This window comes from Catonella sp. (genome assembly GCF_057250765.1).
This window is the reverse complement of the sequence record NZ_DBHIEC010000023.1, coordinates 24,218-41,621: the sequence shown is the minus strand read 5'-3', so window position 1 is coordinate 41,621 and position 17,404 is coordinate 24,218. Positions and strand designations below refer to the sequence as shown.

Sequence of the window (17,404 nt, the reverse complement as noted above, 5' to 3'; positions counted from 1 at the left end):
CACGGTGGTGTGGGAGGTCGGTAGATAAAATAATTATCTACCTCCTACCCGATTATCACAATAAAAATAAACCACTGGCTATGCCGGTGAGTTCCCAAATAGCTTTAGCTTCAAGAAAAGACCTCCTGTGGTTTGATAGGAATTTCGGGGAAATTACCTGCCAAATAAAAATCGCTCCGAGGAATCGCACTGCGGTGGATAAGCAAATGTCGATTAAACTGTAACAAAAGATAATCAATTCTCCAGTAGGTAAGCTATAATATAAATTTTTTAAACTGATGCTTGTTCATTTAATTTAAGGATAGGGGATATAGATGAGAATATTAAATATAATTGCGCAAAAGCCTATGTCTACAGGGAGCGGTATATATCTGACCGAACTGGTGAGAGTAATGGCTGAACAGGGACATACTCAGGGGGTGGTTGCAGGAGTATATAAGGAGGATGTTGTAAATCTTCCTGATTCTGCGAAGTTTTACCCTGTATATTACAATTCGCCTGAACTTCCCTTTAATATATTCGGAATGTCGGATGAGATGCCTTACGAGAGTAGCCGTTATTGTGACATGACTCGCGACATGGAAGATAAGTTCAAGAAGGCATTTTTAACGGTAATTGAAAGGGCTGTGGAGGAGATAAAACCTGATGTTATCTTATGCCACCATCTCTATCTCCTTACAAGTCTTGTGAGGGAGCGCTATCCTAAGGCAAAGGTATATGGCTTTTGCCACAATACTGATATCAGGCAGATGGGCAAACATAATCTTGAAAGAGAGTATATCATTGAAAATGTGAGAAAGCTTGATAGGATATTTGCTCCGCAAAAGGCGCAGGCAGATGAGGTTGTAAGAGCTTACGGAGTCGAGGAAGATAAGATTACTCTCGTGGGAATTGGCTACAATCAGGACATATTTAACGCTGTAGGACGCACAGAAGAAAAGTCTGTTAAACGCCTCCTGTTCACAGGAAAGGTAGCAGAAAAAAAGGGGGTAATGAGTCTTTTAAGATGTCTTAATAAACTTGATATTCCTGAAGATAAACTGGAGCTTACTTTGGTAGGTGGAGTAGGGAATGAAGAAGAGTATGGGATAATAAAAGAATTAGCAAAGAGCTGTAAATATAAGGTGGAGTTCACAGGAAGGCTAACCCCTCTTCAAGTTGCAGACCGATATAGAAGCAGTGATATCTTTGTCCTGCCATCATTTTTTGATGCAATACCTCTTGTTGTTATAGAGGCTCTTGCCTGCGGTATGAAGGTTGTAGTGACAACCCTTCCGGGAGTTCCTGAATTCTTTGGGGATAATGCTCCTGAGGCAAATATAAGATATGTCAAACTTCCAACTCTCGTAAATGTGGATGAGCCGGTTGCGAGTGAGCTTCCTGAGTTTGAAGATAGACTTGCAAAGGCTATTGCAGAATGTGTGAATGATAAAAGCGAGGTTAACCCTGACTGTGTGGCAAATCTCTCTTGGGAGAATATTTTGAATAAGGTGTTAAACTAAGACCAGAAAAAGTAGTTTTGTAAGTGCAAGAAGCTCAGTTTAGTAATTTGTATAATAGGGTGTCAATTTTTTGGCACTCTAATTTTATGTGATGAGGAAAAATTATATTCAATAATAGAAAAATTTAAAAAAAAGAAAGCAGGTTCCCAGATTCCTGCTTTCCCTTATTCACATATGATGGTATTGTGTGAACCAAAGATGATATTATAATATAATATATCCTGTTATTTGTAAAATTGTATTATATGATATCAATGCAGTGTTTATAGATAAAATACTATGAATGAGTATTGTTTTTCACACCTTTTGAAATTATATATTCTGTATAACCATTCCAGCCTCGGCTTATCATCAATTTTAGTTTATTATGTCCTAGTCCACTTTAATTATGAATTCTAAGGTATTCATAAATTTAGAGGTTAATTCATTGATATCTATCTCTTTTTTATCTTTTCTTAAGGCAAGCACCTCTTCTAAAAGGCTCTTAAAATAAGATATGATTAAACAGTTGGCAATAGTAACGTTTTCTTCGTTTAATCTATTACCCTCTATACCTACCAGTGGTTGTAATATATCAAGACATCTGACATTGATGTTTTTCCCAACATACATGCTGTGGATTTTTGAAGAGTGCTTGTACTCTTCATCAGGAAATATACTGTAGTATTCTTCAAATATAGCAGTTAAGTCATCACTGTGCTTGCCAAAGAAAAAGTTGTAGTATATCTCCGGAAACTTAAAAGCATTTAAGCAGAAGAAACGCCATATCTCATAAAAATTATCCTGCTCGCTTAAGTTTTTGTCACTCAAGTCAGCTAAAGAATGGCTGTATTGTTCAAAAAACTTAACAGAAGCCAGAGATATGAGGTATTCTGCATCCTTAAAGTACGAATATATAGTGGAGTTGTGAAAACCTGCTTTCTCCGCTATTTTTCTGATATGGATACTGGAAAAATCATCCTGTTCAATCATTTCCCTAGTTGCAACCACAAAGGAACGAAGTCTCTCATTTCTCTGTTCAGGAGTAGCTTTATGTGCCATATTGTACACCCTCTCTTAACTATGTTATAATTTTAGTTGATAAAATTGGTTTTTGTTTGATTTTATTTTTTTCAATGCGGTGACAAAAGTATAGAAAAAGACCGGCAGCCTTTTGCAAGAAAATGCATTATATTTTTCTCACCACATCATTTTATTATACTAGAAAAAATGCAAATTTCAAATATTAATTATGCTGTTGCTGGCATTGATCGCGATAAAAATCTTAAAAGCCTGAAAAGTATAGTGGTAAGGCACTAAAACAAAAATAGCAGTTTTTGAAAGAAATTGCAAAAAGGAGTCAACATGAACTTAATGGGGATTAGTGAAGAAGAGTATGTAACCCTGTGGACTAGGCAGGTGTCGGAGATATTGGATGAAATAGAGGAAAAGGGAGCTTATAGGGTTAAGGAAGAGTATATAAGGAAAAAGAATGATACTATCTCTGACTATTACCTGAAATTATACAAGTGGTTCACAAAAGAAGCGGGTAAGTACATCGATGTCAATGGGGATTATCCTATTTGGCTAAGTGTGGCGGATGAATTCAGACTAAGGCCTGTTGAAGGAACAGTTACCCTTAGGCTTAGAGTTCCAAGTAAAGAGGTGCTTCTTTGTAACTACGATGCCTGGGGATATATGGTAAATTATTTCTATGTGCCTCTTGATGAGCTTGACAAGGAAAGACATAGAGAAGAACTCACAAAAAACGGGCTTACATCAGATGATGAACTGTTTTTGACCTCGAAGGGAAACTTCTATCCTCTGCTTAAAAGAGAGATTGTAAAAAGCTGGGAAAGAACATTTACACTCAGGCCTACTGATCTAAAGACCTGTCTGGTTGCAACAACCTGGGAGATTAAGAAAGAGTGGATTGAGGAGGTGGAATATTATGAGGGATGATGAGAATATGGCGACGGTATGGACTGCTAAAGAAGCTGTAGTGATGGAAGCTATAGAGAGAGATGGAGTAAGCTATGTAAAGAAAGAGTACCTTGATAAAAAATACGGTGAAACTGCTTGGATATTTAAGACAGCTTATGAGTTTTTTGTTAAAGAGGCAAAAAAGCGTGTAAATAAGCCTGATGAAGCGGAAAGCCCGATATGGGTATTTAAGGATGAGGCAGCTGTATTTAAGAGTAGCGGGACAACGCTTTTGAAGCTTTGTGTACCTAAAGAGGAGGTAATCTTTTTTGATTTAAGGGATTGGAATAAGATACTTAACCTCGGTTATCTGGGTACGGAGGAGGAGACGGCGAGATTTGTGGAGAAAACAAAGGCTCAAGGTGTGAAAGATGTACTGGAGATATTCAAGTCGCCGTTTTATCCTCTGTTAAAGAGAGAGCTTGTGGAAAGCTGGAATAAGCTCTTTGACAGGGAGAAGCTATGTGATAAATATGTAGAAGGTGCACTATGGATGATTAAAAAAGAGTGGATAGTTGAAACTTATGTATTATAAATATAACAAAGACGCTGAGTGCGTCTTTTTTTATTTATCATTTTTTACAATAAATGACAAGATTATATTGACAAAACAGTATAAAATGTTGTATATTAGGTGTTAGTTAATAAGCGCGCTTAATAAAGCTTTTTATTGTAAAAAATTGCAAATGACAACCAAAATGAAAGGAGGATGAAATTCGTGAAACTAGAGATTGGAAATTTTCAAGTAAAAGATATTCAGTTTGGTAGCGAATTATCCTACAAAGATGGTGTTCTCACCATCAACAAAGAAGAAGCACTTAAGATGGTGCGTGAAGATGAGAGAATTACTGAGGCAGAGCTTTATATAGCTAAGCCTGGCGACAAGATTCGTCTTTGTCCTGTAAAAGAGGCTATTGAGCCTCGTGTACGTCTTGATGGAAAGGGACTTTTCCCAGGATACACAAGTCCTTTAAGACAGTCCGGAGAGGGCGCTCTTCATGCTCTTAAGAATTGTAGTGTGCTTGTTGTTGGAAGACATTGGGGCGGTTTCCAGGATGGTCTTATTGATATGAGCGGTCCGGGACAGAAGCTTACATATTTTGGTGGACTTAACAATATCGTGCTTGTTGCTGATACAAATGAAGAATTTGAGAGACACGAGCAGCAGAAGAAAAACGATGCACTCAGACGTGCAGGACATAAGCTCGCAGAGTTTATCGGAAAATGCGTGAAGGATTTAACTCCTGAAAGCAAGGATGTATATGAGACAACTCCTATTACAAAGCGCAGCACTGAGATAAATAAGCTTCCTTCAGTTGTAGCTGTTCTTCAGCCACAGTCACAGATGGAAGCACTTGGATACAATGACCTTATTTACGGATGGGATATGAACAAGTATCTTCCTACTCTTATGAGCCCACAGGAAGTACTTGACGGAGCTTTAGTTTCAGGTTCTTTCATGCCTTGCTCATCAAAGTGGTCAACCTATGATTTCCAGAACTTCCCTATTCTTAGAAGGCTTATGGAAGAAGATGGAAAGGACTATAACTTCTTAGGTGTTATTATGTCTAACTTAAACGTGGCTATGGATCAGAAAGAAAGAGCTATCCAGATGCTTGTTCAGCAGGCTGTTGAACTTGGTGCTGATTTTGCCCTTGTTACAGAAGAAGGTTATGGTAACCCGGATGCTGACTATGTAGGAGCTATTGCTGCTCTTGAGACAGCAGGTATTAAGGTAGTTGGTGTTGCTAATGAGTGTACAGGACGTGACGGTGCTTCTCAGCCTCTTGTTACACTTGATGAGAAGATAGTAGCTATGGTTTCCACAGGTAATGTATCAGAGCTTATTGAACTTCCTCCAATGGAAACAGTCCTTGGGGAGCTTGAGGCACTTGGCAGAGACGGTAACTCAGGTGGCTGGGAAGGTGATGAGGTACTCGGACCTTCAGTAAGACCTGATGGTTCAATCATTATGGAAGACAACGGTCTTTTCTGTGGTGATATGATAGTAGGTTGGTCAACCAAGACAATGAAAGATTTTTAAGGAGGAAACATAGATGAAAAAGGCGATTGTATATATCAATCAGTTCTTCGGTCAGTTAGGTGGAGAAGATACTGCTGATGTAGCACCTGAGCTTCGTGTAGGACAGGTTGGTCCTGCGGTAGAATTTGATAAAGAATTGGAAGATTGTGAAGTAACACATACAATTATTTGTGGTGACAATTTCATGGGTTCAAATACAGAAGAAGCAGTTAAGATCATCTTGGATATGTTAAAGGATCTTGAATTCGATATATTTATAGCTGGTCCTGCATTCCAGGCAGGTCGTTACGGTGTAGCCTGCGGTACTATCTGCAAGGCTGTTAAGGAGAAATTCAATGTACCTGTAATTACTTCAATGAATGTTGAAAACCCTGGTGTTGAAATGTTCAGAAAAGATATGATCATCATGGAGGGTGGCAACATCGCTTCCAAGATGAGGCATGATATCAAGGCTCTTGTAGCTGTTGCCAACAAGATGCTTAAGGGTGAGCCTGTAGGACCTGCTGCAGAAGAGGGATATTTCCCTACCGGTCATCGTCATCAGGTATTCCTTGAGAGCGGCGAGACAGCAGCAGACAGATTTATGAAGATGCTCCACGCGAGAATACATAATGAGCCATATACATCAGAGCTTATTATTCCTAAGCTTGACAGAGTACCTATAGCTGCTCCTGTGAAGGATCTTAAGACAGCTAAAATTGCACTTCTTAATACAGGTGGTATAGTTCCTGTAGATAACCCTGACCGCATCCAGTCAGCTTCCGCTACAAGATGGGGAAGATATGATATCTCCAATATGGACAGGCTTGAGGGTGGCGTATTTAAGACAGTTCACGCAGGTTTTGATCCTGCTGCTGCTGACGCAGATCCTAACGTAATTATGCCTGTAGATGCAATGAAGGTATTGCTTAAGGAAGGCGTATACGGAAGTCTTCACAATTATTTCTATACCACAGTAGGTACAGGTACGACAGAAAAAGAAGCTTCAAGGATGGCAAAGGAGATAATTCCATTATTACAGGAAGATCATGTTGACGCCTGCATTATGGTCAGCACGTGAGGTACCTGTACACGTTGCGCTGCAACGATGGTTAAAGAAATTGAACGTACGGGTATGCCTATTGTACAGATGTGTAACCTTATTCCTGTAGCCAAGACAGTTGGTGCCAATAGAATTGTTCCTACAATCTCTATTCCTTACCCACTGGGAGATCCTGCTACTTCCAAGGAAGATCAGTGGAAGCTTCGTTACCACAGAGTAAAGGTTGCTGTTGAAGCACTTGCTACTCCAATTGAAGAGCAGACAGTTTTTGATGTATAAAAGATAAATATTTTGAGGCGTAGCCACCCCTGCCCCTACGGGATAAACGGGGGTGGCTTTTTCATCTAAAAAAAATAATGGTTGATAGAATCAACGGAGGGATAACTAATGGGGACAAATAAAAAAGACAATACAGTTTTTATATTTTCAATTGTTCTTGCAGTAGTAGTTGCCGGTTGGGCGGTTAAATTCAATGAAAATTTTAAAGAGGTTTCAGGTGCGGCTTTTGCATTCTTAACCAATGACTTTGCTTGGCTTTATCTTTTTGTAGTCTTGGCGTTTGTAGCTTTTTTACTTTTTATAGCTTTCAGTAAGTATGGAAATATTAAACTTGGTGCAGACGATTCCAAACCTGATTATTCAACACTTTCTTGGTTTGCAATGCTATTTGGCTGTGGTATGGGTGTCGGTCTTGTGTTCTACGGAGTGGCAGAACCTGTATCTCATTTTGTAAGTCCTCCTGCAGGAGCCGGCATAGAAGCAGGTACACAGGAAGCTGCAGAATTTGCTATGCGTTCTTCCTTTATGCACTGGGGTTTTGAGCCTTGGGCATGTTATGCGATAGTTGGTCTTGCGCTTGCTTACTTTATGTTCAGAAGAAATAAAGAAGGTCTGCTAAGTACGGTTTTAGAGCCGCTTATTGGTGAAAAGCGAGTAAATGGTACATCGGGAAAGATAGTTGATATACTTGCCACCTTTGCTACGCTTGCCGGTGTGGTTACTTCTCTCGGTCTTGGAACTATGCAGATCAGCAGTGGTCTTAACTACTTATTCGGCATTCCTGCCAATATGATTGTATACATTATCATAATAGTTGCTATCACTGTTATAGTGGTGTGGTCAGCTATGTCAGGACTTGGCAAGGGTATTAAGATAATATCAGATGCAAACCTTTATATAGCTATTGCTTTTATGATTCTTGCATTTATCGTAGGACCTAAGGTGCCTATCTTAAATGACCTTGTTAACGGTCTCGGACAGTATTTACAGAACTTCATACAGGATAGCCTTACAGTTCATCCTTTTGGCGACAATAGCTGGGTAGCGGGCTGGAGAGTGTATTATTGGGCATGGTTTATAGCTTGGGGACCATTTGTAGGTGTATTTATCGCACGTATTTCGAAGGGAAGAACTATACGAGAGTTTATTATGGGTGTTATGCTCGCTCCTGCCCTTGCATCGTTTGTGTGGTTCTCTATTTTTGGAACGCTCGGACTTAATCTTGGAATTAACGGAACACTTTCGATGGAAGAAATGGGTAAGATAGCAGCAGATCCATCAGTTGGGCTTTTCGTAGTATTTAACAAATATCCTATCGGATTTGTACTTTCAATAATTGCGATTGTACTTCTTTGCACCTTCTTCATTACATCTGCAAACTCAGGTACATTTGTATTGTCAATGCTTACATCAAATGGTAACTTGAATCCGCCACAGCGCAATAAGATAATATGGGGTGTACTTCAGGCAGCTACAGCCATAGGGCTCCTTAGAGCGGGTGGTCTCAAACCGTTACAGACAATATCCATCGTTGCAGCCTTCCCGTTCATTTTCATTATGGTAATGACGGCAATTTCTACAATAAAAGCACTTAAAAATGATGAAAAATTACAAAAGTAGAGAATGCGTTTAAAAAGTATTTTACAAATATGGTAGATGTGTTGTATAATAGAATGTGCATGATATTGTAAATCAAATTATTGAATAAAATTTGTGAGATTTTGCAATTTAATGCAAAATCTTGCAATTTTTTGCAAGAAGTTTGGTTTTATCCATTTAACTTGGATTGAAAATGAAAAAAAGGAGTGTGAACTATGAGTAAGCTGTATGATGTAATTATTCTTGGGGCAGGACCGGGTGGTCTTGCAGCAGGTCTTTACAGTGGAAGAGCCAGACTTTCTACTCTTATCATTGAAAAAGGTAGCGATGGTGGACAGATAGCAATCACAGATGAGATTGAGAACTACCCTGGACAGGTGCTTGAAGGAGAGAGCGGTCCTAGTCTTATTGCAAGAATGACAAAACAGTGTGAGCACTTTGGATGTGAACGTGTAAGTGACACAGTTGTTTCTGTTGAACTTAAAGGTGATGTTAAGAAGGTTACCTGTAATAATGGTTCTTATGAAGGAAAGACAGTTATTATTGCAACAGGAGCTTATCCAAGGCCAATTGGCTGTGAGGGAGAGAAAGAATTCGCAAGTAAGGGTGTATCTTACTGTGCTACCTGCGATGCTAACTTCTTCGAAGGATTTGATGTATATGTAGTTGGTGGCGGAGACTCAGCTGTTGAGGAAGCTATGTATCTTACAAAGTTTGCAAGAAATGTTACTATCATTCATAGAAGAGATGAGCTTAGAGCGGCTAAGTCCATTCAGGAGAAGGCTTTCAAGATTGAGAATCTTCACTTTATGTGGGATAGCGCTGTTACAAAGCTTTATGGAGACGGTATCCTCTCAGAGATGGATGTTAAGAATGTAAAGACCGGTGAGGTTACTCATATTGTAGCAAATGAAGAAGACGGCATGTTCGGTCTCTTCGGCTTTATCGGAAGAATTCCTAACTCAGATCTTTTCAAAGATACAGGCCTTGAGCTTGATGAGAGAGGTTACTTCATTACTGATGAAAATATGTGCACCAACATCCCTGGTGTATATGTAGTTGGTGATATCAGAGTGAAAGAGCTTCGCCAGGTTGTAACTGCTGCAGCAGATGGTGCTATTGCAGCAACAATGTGCGATAAGTATGTAAACGGACTTATCTAATGATACAATTGTCAAAAGTGTGAATATTGTTTCAAGGAATGCGAGAGGCATAAGCCATAGCAATTCTGCGTCAATGTTTAATAATTATAAAAAAAATTTTAGGAGGACAGAGATATGTTAGAGGTTAATAAGGACACATTTGGACCAGAGGTACTTGAGGCTGACGGATATGTATTCGTTGATTTTTACGGCGATGGCTGTGTACCATGTCAGGCACTTATGCCATTCGTACACGGACTTGCTGATGAGTTTGAAGGAAAGCTCAAATTCTGTGCACTCAACACAACTCAGGCTCGTCGTCTTGCAATTGGACAGAAGATTTTAGGACTTCCTGTTATGGCTATCTACAAGGGTGGTGAAAAGGTTGAAGAGCTTGCTAAAGAAGATTGTACAGAGCCAGCTATTAGAGCTATGGTTGAGAAGTACGCGAAGTAATTAAAGTTTTTGTAAAAAAGTCTAAAATTAATAGGTTTTTTACATGAATTTTTACAATAAATGTAGTGTATTCCCAGAGTATTGAAATTTTATTGCAACTGTGATAAACTATGAGTTGTATTAAAATGCGTTTAAAGCATGTGCTTTAACGATATATTGAAACACTTTTGAAAGGAGAATATGATGGCTATCTTAAAAGACAAAAAGGTAGTAATCATCGGCGATCGTGACGGTGTACCGGGCCCAGCTATTAGTGCCTGTGTAGAGTCAGCCGGTGGTGAAGTAATTTTTGCATCTACTGAGTGCTTCGTTTGAACGAGCGCAGGTGCAATGGATCTTGAAAACCAGAAAAGAGTAAAGGAATTTTCAGAGAAGTACGGTCCTGAGAACGTAGTAGTAGTTCTTGGTGCAGCAGAGGGTGAGGCAGCAGGCCTTGCAGCTGAGACTGTTACAGCTGGAGATCCTACTTTTGCAGGTCCATTGACAGGAGTTCAGCTTGGACTCACAGTATACCATATTTGCGAACCAGAGATAAAAGCAGAAGTTGATGCAAGCGTTTATGATGACCAGGTTAGTATGATGGAGATGGTTCTTGATGTTGACGGAATCATTGAAGAGATGACTAACATCAGAAACGAGTATTGCAAATATCTATAAATAAGCTTTGCAATTTAAGAGTTAAGAGGTGGCGATGAGGTTTAACTGCCTCATCGCCATTTTTGTGGTTGTAGTTTTTAATGATTCAATTATCATCCATTGAGTATCAAAAATTACTTCAAAAGTATTCTTACAAGAAAAAGAAATTAACATTTGGGGGATATAATTTATATAACCAAGTGCTTAGAAGGTAAAAAACTAATAAAACGAGGTGGAAAGTATGAACAGTATTATTAAAGGAACAGGTTATGCACTTGCGCATACACCAAGCATGATAATTCACAATGGTTCTACAGCTGTAACTGAGAAGATTGTTAACCCTGATTCAGAATTCTTAAAGGGTGTACCAAGTCATCTCAGAAGCTATCAGGATGTTGTTGATTATTGGCCAAATCAGGTTTACATTGGCAATGCTACTCCTGCTCAGTTTAGGGAGGTAGAATTTCCTTACTTTGACAAGAAGATGGCAGGAGCTGAGAGATACGGTAAGTTTGGTGAGATTATGCCAGAGGCAGAGTTCCTTCTCTTAGTTCAGGCTAGTGATGTATTTGAAGTTGTTATGCTTGAAAAAGGCTTTGTAGCAGCTCATAAGGCCGAGCTTGCAGCAGATCCTGTTATCACAGAAGATATAATGGCAAGAGTTCACGAAGGTTTCGAGATTTCAGAAATCGAGCAGTTCGTTAATAATGACGGTGCAGAAGGTCTTTATTATGGGGAGACACTTGTAGGCTGCGTTAAGCGTGCTCACGATATCGACGTTAACCTTTCAGCAGAAGTTATGCACGAGAACCTTGTAAACAAGGCTTCAAGCGTACTTGCAGTTCTTCACTCACTTAAGAGTACAGGAGTAGCTAAAGAAGATGTTGAGTATGTACTTGACTGTTCAGAAGAGGCTTGTGGTGATGTTAACCAGCGTGGTGGCGGTAACTTTGCAAAGGCTGTTGCTGAGATTGCAGGTCTTGTAAATGCTACAGGTTCAGATTCAAGAGGTTTCTGTGCAGGTCCTGCACACGCACTTATTGAGGCTGCCGCTCTTGTTAAGTCAGGTGCTTATAAGACAGTAGCTGTAATCGGTGGTGGCTGCGTACCTAAGCTTGGTATGAATGGTAAGGATCATATTAAGAAAGATGTTCCTCTTCTTGAGGATTGTATTGCTTCTTTCTGTATCCTCATTGCTGAGAATGACGGAGTAAGCCCTGAGATTAACCTTGACATCATCGGACGTCATACTGTTGGTACAGGTTCAGCTCCTCAGAACGTAATCGGAAGCCTTGTAGCTGATCCTCTTGAAAGAGTAGGACTTAAGATTACAGATATAGATAAGTATTCAACAGAGATGCAGAACCCTGATATTACTAAGCCTGCAGGTGCAGGAGATGTTCCTGAGGCTAACTATAAGATGATAGCTGCTCTTGCTGTAAAGAAGGGACAGATTGAAAGAACTGAAATCCCTGCTTTCATTGAGAAGCACGGTCTTGTAGGTTTCGCTCCTACACAGGGACACATCCCTTCAGGTGCTCCATATATCGGATTTGCAAGAGAAGATATCTTAGCCGGCAATATCAAGAAGGCTATGATAGTAGGTAAGGGTTCACTCTTCCTTGGAAGAATGACAAACCTTTTTGACGGTGTATCCTTTGTAATTCAGGCTAATACTTCTGCTGACAGCAAAGAAAGCGGAGTATCAGAGGAAGAAGTAAAGGGACTTATAGCTAAGGCTATGAAAGAGTTTGCAGCATCTTTGGTAACAGAATAATCTGAGGAAGGTGGAAATGTAATGGGAAAAGGAATTGAAAAGATAATTGCCGATACCTTCCTTGAAATGGCTGAAGGCCTTGAAACAGGAAGCTTCGGTAAGAGACCTAAGATTGCACTTACAGGTATGGGTTCTGAGCATGGCGAAGAGACTACAATGAAAGCTGCGATTGAGGCTGCAAGAGACGGAATTGATGTATATTACATCGGTACTCTTGAGGCAGAAGGTGTTACTACTGTAAAGGTTAGTAACGATGAAGAAGGACATGATAAAATGGATGAAATGCTTGCATCAGGTGAGATTGATGGTGCAGTTACCATGCATTATCCATTTCCAATAGGTGTATCTACAGTGGGACGTGCAGTAACTCCTGGCGTTGGTAAGGAATTATTCATTGCCAATACAACTGGTACTTCAAGTACTGACCGTATTGAAGGTATGATAAAGAACGCTATCTATGGTATCATCACAGCTAAGGCTTGTGGAGTTAAAGAGCCAACAGTAGGTATTCTTAACGTAGATGGTGCAAGACAGACCGAAAAAGAGCTTAAGAGACTTCAGGAAGGCGGCTATGACATCCGTTTCACAGAGTCAAGCAGATCTGATGGCGGCTGTGTAATGAGAGGTAACGATGTATTAAGGGCTACTCCTGATATTATGGTTATGGATTCACTTACAGGTAATGTAATGAGCAAGATGCTTTCTTCTTTCACCACAGGTGGAAGTTATGAAGCAAGCGGATTTGGATATGGTCCTGGTATTGGTGAGGGATATAAGAACTTAGTTATGATTATTTCCCGTGCTTCAGGAACTCCTGTTATAGCAAACGCTATCCGCTATGCAGCACAACTTGTAAGAGCCAAAGTTTTTGATGTTGCAGATGCTGAGTTTAAGGCAGCTAAGAAAGCCGGCCTTGATAAGATACTTTCTGAGCTTAAGGCTGCTCGTGAAAAGAGCGCTGCTCCAAGTGAAGACGTAAAAGAGCCTCCAAAGGAAATAGTAACAGCTCAGATTCCTGGTGTTGAAGTTATGGACCTTGAGGATGCTGTTAAGGTACTTTGGAAAGAGAATATCTATGCTGAGAGCGGTATGGGCTGCACAGGTCCTATCATCAGAGTATCTGATACAAACAAGGCTAAGTCAGTTGAAATACTTCAGAAGGCAGGATATGTAAGCTAAGATTAGTTTTACATAGTAAGACAATATATCGGCTGCAGTTTCTTTACCACTAAGATAAAGATGGCTGCAGCCGTAAATTTTCTGCATAAAGGTGAAAATAAATGAAAAAGCAAGAAGTTTTGATAGTTACCAATAACCCATTGGTTAAAGAAAAAATAGAAGGCAATTATAACATTGACTTTGTAGAGGGTGACATTCTAAATGTTATGGAAAAGTTAAGAGACATGATACATAAGGGTTCGGTTCTCCTTACCCATCCTCTCTCGGGAAGTGTTAAACCGGGACAGACTCCTTACAAGTCGGTTATGGTTCATATAGTTGAGGGAAATGTAGATGCAGACTCCCTGCTGATGATAGAAGACGCGATTGATAACTGCAAAAAGTTTGTAAAGAGAGCAGACGAATTTAGAGAAGGAACTGACGAGGACAAACAGTTCATAGATTTTACTTTGATTTCAAGTGGCATTGAATCATTCGAAGCGCTCAAATAGTTATATATTAAGAACCTAAGTTTTGTAAGTAGGGTGTACCTGCTTGTGAAGGGGTTCTTTTTTTTATTGATATTTTACTATAAATAACAAAAAAATATGGTTTAAGATTTAAAGCGAAACTTTAGCGGAAAAAGTTACAAAGTATAAAAAATTACAATCATAGAATTATTTTGTGCAAAAAAATACAATTATCAGAAAATAGTGCAAATAATGGGTATAGCTATAGTAAAAATATACAACGTCCCCTTTTGTGCAATATTTAAAATAAGCACGCTTATGAACGCGATTACATTCTAAAAACTATCGAAAACATAGAAAATACAGAAATAGTGCATTTTTTTGATTACAATATTAGTGAAATGTGATATAATATGGGAGGTTTCAAGTAGGAAAGTATTATTTAATTTTCCTATAAATGATTTAAGTGTTGAATCATGATTTTAGTAATAAGGATAAAAATTATGAGTGGTTGAATCATAATACAGTATCCCTATGATTAAAATAATTTTAGACATTTGAATTGTTTGAAAATAATACACATTATGATTAGGAGGTATGAGTTGTGAAACTGGAACTTGGAAAGATTTTCATCAAAGACATCCAATTTGCAACAACGTCAAAGATTGAAGGCGGAGTTCTCTATGTGAACAAAGAAGAACTTATCAAGATAGTTCTTGAGCAGGAGAAGCTTAAATGTGCTGACTTTGACATTGCTAAACCGGGCGAGTCCGTAAGAATTACTCCTGTTAAGGACGTAATCGAGCCTAGAGTAAAGGTAGAAGGAAACGGAGGCATCTTCCCTGGTGTTGTAGCCCCTGTTGACACAGTTGGTTCAGGAAAGACCTATTGCCTTAAGGATATGGCTGTAGTTACTTGTGGACCTATCGTTGGTTTCCAGGAAGGTATCATTGATATGACCGGTCTTGGAGCACAGTATACACCATATTCAAAGTTACTTAACCTTTGCCTTATCTGCGAAGGCGTTGACGGAGTTGCTCCTCACGACTATGAGCATGCAGTACGTATGGCAGGTCTTAATGTAGCTACATACATTGGTGAACTTGCAAGAAACCTCACACCAGATGAGACAGTAGTATATGAAGCTCCTACACTTAAAGAAGGCTTTGAGAAGTTCCCAGGACTTCCAAGAGTTGGTTACGTGCAGATGCTTCAGAGCCAGGGACTTCTTCACGACACCTATGTATATGGTGTTGATGCTAAGAAGATCCTCCCTACAGTACTCTATCCAACAGAGGATATGGACGGAGCTATCATCTCCGGTAACTGCGTTTCTTCTTGTGATAAGAACCAGACTTATGCACACCAGAACAACCCTGTTATCGAAGACTTATATGCAGAGCACGGAAAGACAATCAACTTTGTAGCGCATATCATTACAAACGAGAACGTATACCTTGCTGATAAGCAGCGTTCATCAAACCAGACAGCAAAGCTTTGTGAGATGCTTGGACTTGATGCTGTTATTATATCTGAGGAAGGTTTTGGTAACCCTGATACAGACCTTATTATGAACTGTACAAAGATTGAGGCTAAGGGAATTAAGACTGTTATTATTACTGATGAGTATGCAGGACGTGATGGTAAGTCACAGTCACTTGCAGATGCAAACGCAGCTGCAAATGCTCTTGTAACCGGCGGTAATGCTAACCAGGTTGTTATTCTTCCTAAGCTTGACAAGGTTATCGGTACTCTTGCTTATGTTGACAAGATTGCCGGCGCTAACGAGCATACACTTAGAGAAGATGGTACACTTGAGGTTGAGCTTCAGGTAATTACCGGAGCTACAAACGAAATGGGATTTAATACACTTAGTGCGAGATAAGGAGAAAATCATGGCAAAACTTAGAGTTGTTCATTATATCAACCAGTTCTTTGCACAGATTGGTGGCGAGGAAAAGGCTGATTATGCAGCTGAGCTCCGCGTAGGAGAAAAGGTAGGTCCTGGTGTGGCACTTGCTGCAGAGTTTGGCGAAGAAGCAGAGATAGTTGCTACTATCATCTGTGGAGATAGTTATTTCAATGAGAATCTTGATAAAGCTAAGGCTGAGATTATCGAGATGGTTAAGTCACAGAAACCTGATTTATTTATAGCAGGACCTGCATTTAACGCAGGACGTTACGGTGTTGCCTGCGCTACTATAGCAGCTGCAGTTAAAGAAGAGTTAAACATTCCTGTTGTAACAGGTATGTATGAAGAGAACCCTGGTGTAGATATGTTCAAGAACCAGGTATATATCGTATCTACCAAGAACAATGCAGCAGGTATGAGAGATGCTGTTAAGAAGATGGCTCCTCTTGCACTTAAGCTTGCTAAGGGTGAGAAGATTGGTGCATCTGTAGAAGAAGGATATTTTAACCAGAATCAGCGTGTTAACTTCTTCGAGTCTAAGAGAGGCTCAAAGAGAGCTGTAGAGATGCTCCTTAAGAAGATAGCTGACAAGCCATTTGTTACAGAGTATCCAATGCCTGTATTCGACAGAGTTGAGCCAGGTAAGGCAATCAAGGATATGAGCAAGGCTACTATAGCTGTAGTTACCTCAGGTGGTATCGTTCCAAAGGGCAACCCTGATCATATTGAAAGCTCAAATGCTTCTAAATATGGTACATACAGTATGGAAGGCCTTAACACTCTTGACAGCACAAATTCAGAGACTGCTCACGGTGGTTACGATCCAGTATATGCTAACGAGTTAGCTGACAGAGTAGTACCTCTTGATGTACTCCGTGATATGGAGAAAGAAGGAGTTATTGGCAAGCTTCACGAGTTCTATTATTCAACAGTTGGTAACGGAACAGCCGTTGCATCAGCTAAGAAATTTGGTGAGGAGATTGGACAGAAACTTCTTGCTGCCGGAGTAGACGCTGTAATTTTAACCAGCACGTGAGGCACCTGTACACGTTGCGGTGCAACGATGGTTAAAGCTATTGAAGCAACAGGTCTTCCTGTAGTTCATATCTGTACAGTAACACCTATTTCACTTACTGTTGGTGCTAACAGAATCGTACCAGCTATCGCTATTCCTCATCCACTTGGTAATCCTGCATTACCTGCAAATGAAGAAAAAGAACTTCGTCGTAGAATCGTTCAGAAGGCTCTTGATGCACTCTGCACAGAGGTTGATAAGCAGACAGTATTTGATAAATAAAGTTTAGTTTTGTATCCCTCCGCAAGACTAAACTTGCGGGGGATACATTCTAATATTAATACCCAATAAGAGTCTCGGATTTGGTTGAGGTCTGAGACAACTGATATTAGGAGGAGGGAAAGGGTATG

16 protein-coding genes are annotated in these 17,404 nt (G+C 39.7%); 15 read left to right on the top strand and 1 reads right to left on the bottom strand.

All coding sequences use genetic code 11. The features are described from left to right. Together ACO6HM_RS10955 and ACO6HM_RS10950 are read left to right on the top strand one after the other, a co-directional pair. Positions 1–224 (top strand): hypothetical protein (locus tag ACO6HM_RS10955; protein ID WP_485391082.1); only part of this gene is annotated, 224 nt, incomplete at its 5' end. A 90-nt stretch (positions 225–314) separates the two neighbouring features. Next, positions 315–1,502 carry a glycosyltransferase family 4 protein gene (locus ACO6HM_RS10950; protein ID WP_485391081.1) on the top strand — a complete coding sequence of 396 codons (1,188 nt, stop codon included), beginning with the start codon at positions 315–317 and terminating at the stop codon, positions 1,500–1,502. A 372-nt stretch (positions 1,503–1,874) separates the two neighbouring features. On the opposite strand, the gene ACO6HM_RS10945 is transcribed toward ACO6HM_RS10950, so the two are convergent. After that, positions 1,875–2,543, bottom strand: coding sequence for a TetR/AcrR family transcriptional regulator (locus ACO6HM_RS10945; protein ID WP_485391080.1), 669 nt, complete (start codon positions 2,541–2,543; stop codon positions 1,875–1,877). A gap of 303 nt (positions 2,544–2,846) precedes the next feature. Here ACO6HM_RS10945 and ACO6HM_RS10940 point away from each other — a divergent pair, with 303 nt between their 5' ends. The 13 genes from ACO6HM_RS10940 (at position 2,847) to grdB (ending at position 17,276) form a co-directional block, all read left to right on the top strand. Then, positions 2,847–3,443, top strand: coding sequence for a DUF3841 domain-containing protein (locus tag ACO6HM_RS10940; protein ID WP_485391079.1), 597 nt, complete (start codon positions 2,847–2,849; stop codon positions 3,441–3,443). Continuing rightward, positions 3,433–3,999 carry a DUF3841 domain-containing protein gene (locus ACO6HM_RS10935; protein ID WP_485391078.1) on the top strand — a complete coding sequence of 189 codons (567 nt, stop codon included), beginning with the start codon at positions 3,433–3,435 and terminating at the stop codon, positions 3,997–3,999. The genes ACO6HM_RS10940 and ACO6HM_RS10935 overlap by 11 nt, the downstream gene beginning before the upstream one ends. A 183-nt stretch (positions 4,000–4,182) precedes the next feature. Continuing rightward, the gene (locus ACO6HM_RS10930; protein ID WP_485391077.1) at positions 4,183–5,508 is read left to right on the top strand and encodes a glycine/sarcosine/betaine reductase component B subunit; all 1,326 of its coding nucleotides are present in this window, start codon (positions 4,183–4,185) and stop codon (positions 5,506–5,508) included. Between the two features lie 13 nt (positions 5,509–5,521). Then, positions 5,522–6,829, top strand: a complete 1,308-nt coding sequence (gene grdH, locus ACO6HM_RS10925) for a betaine reductase selenoprotein B (RefSeq protein ID WP_485391076.1) — start codon at positions 5,522–5,524, stop codon at positions 6,827–6,829. Between the two features lie 108 nt (positions 6,830–6,937). Continuing rightward, the gene (locus ACO6HM_RS10920; protein WP_485391075.1) at positions 6,938–8,449 is read left to right on the top strand and encodes a BCCT family transporter; all 1,512 of its coding nucleotides are present in this window, start codon (positions 6,938–6,940) and stop codon (positions 8,447–8,449) included. Between the two features lie 194 nt (positions 8,450–8,643). Next, positions 8,644–9,591, top strand: a complete 948-nt coding sequence (locus ACO6HM_RS10915; protein WP_485391074.1) for an NAD(P)/FAD-dependent oxidoreductase — start codon at positions 8,644–8,646, stop codon at positions 9,589–9,591. A 114-nt stretch (positions 9,592–9,705) separates the two neighbouring features. Next, complete coding sequence (gene trxA, locus ACO6HM_RS10910) at positions 9,706–10,026, top strand: thioredoxin TrxA (RefSeq protein ID WP_485391073.1); 321 nt, start codon at positions 9,706–9,708, stop codon at positions 10,024–10,026. Positions 10,027–10,209: 183 nt separating this feature from the next. Further along, on the top strand, positions 10,210–10,683 hold the full coding sequence (gene grdA, locus ACO6HM_RS10905; protein WP_208429181.1) for a glycine/sarcosine/betaine reductase complex selenoprotein A: 474 nt from the start codon (positions 10,210–10,212) through the stop codon (positions 10,681–10,683). 220 nt (positions 10,684–10,903) lie between these two features. Then, the gene (gene grdC / locus ACO6HM_RS10900; protein WP_485391072.1) at positions 10,904–12,439 is read left to right on the top strand and encodes a glycine/sarcosine/betaine reductase complex component C subunit beta; all 1,536 of its coding nucleotides are present in this window, start codon (positions 10,904–10,906) and stop codon (positions 12,437–12,439) included. A gap of 21 nt (positions 12,440–12,460) precedes the next feature. Continuing rightward, positions 12,461–13,618, top strand: a complete 1,158-nt coding sequence (gene grdD, locus ACO6HM_RS10895) for a glycine/sarcosine/betaine reductase complex component C subunit alpha (RefSeq protein WP_485391071.1) — start codon at positions 12,461–12,463, stop codon at positions 13,616–13,618. Between the two features lie 101 nt (positions 13,619–13,719). Beyond that, positions 13,720–14,109 carry a GrdX family protein gene (locus tag ACO6HM_RS10890; protein ID WP_485378884.1) on the top strand — a complete coding sequence of 130 codons (390 nt, stop codon included), beginning with the start codon at positions 13,720–13,722 and terminating at the stop codon, positions 14,107–14,109. A 562-nt stretch (positions 14,110–14,671) separates the two neighbouring features. After that, on the top strand, positions 14,672–15,952 hold the full coding sequence (locus ACO6HM_RS10885) for a glycine/sarcosine/betaine reductase component B subunit (protein WP_485378885.1): 1,281 nt from the start codon (positions 14,672–14,674) through the stop codon (positions 15,950–15,952). Positions 15,953–15,962: 10 nt separating this feature from the next. Further along, on the top strand, positions 15,963–17,276 hold the full coding sequence (grdB, locus tag ACO6HM_RS10880) for a glycine reductase complex selenoprotein B (protein WP_485391070.1): 1,314 nt from the start codon (positions 15,963–15,965) through the stop codon (positions 17,274–17,276). Positions 17,277–17,404 lie beyond the last annotated feature (128 nt).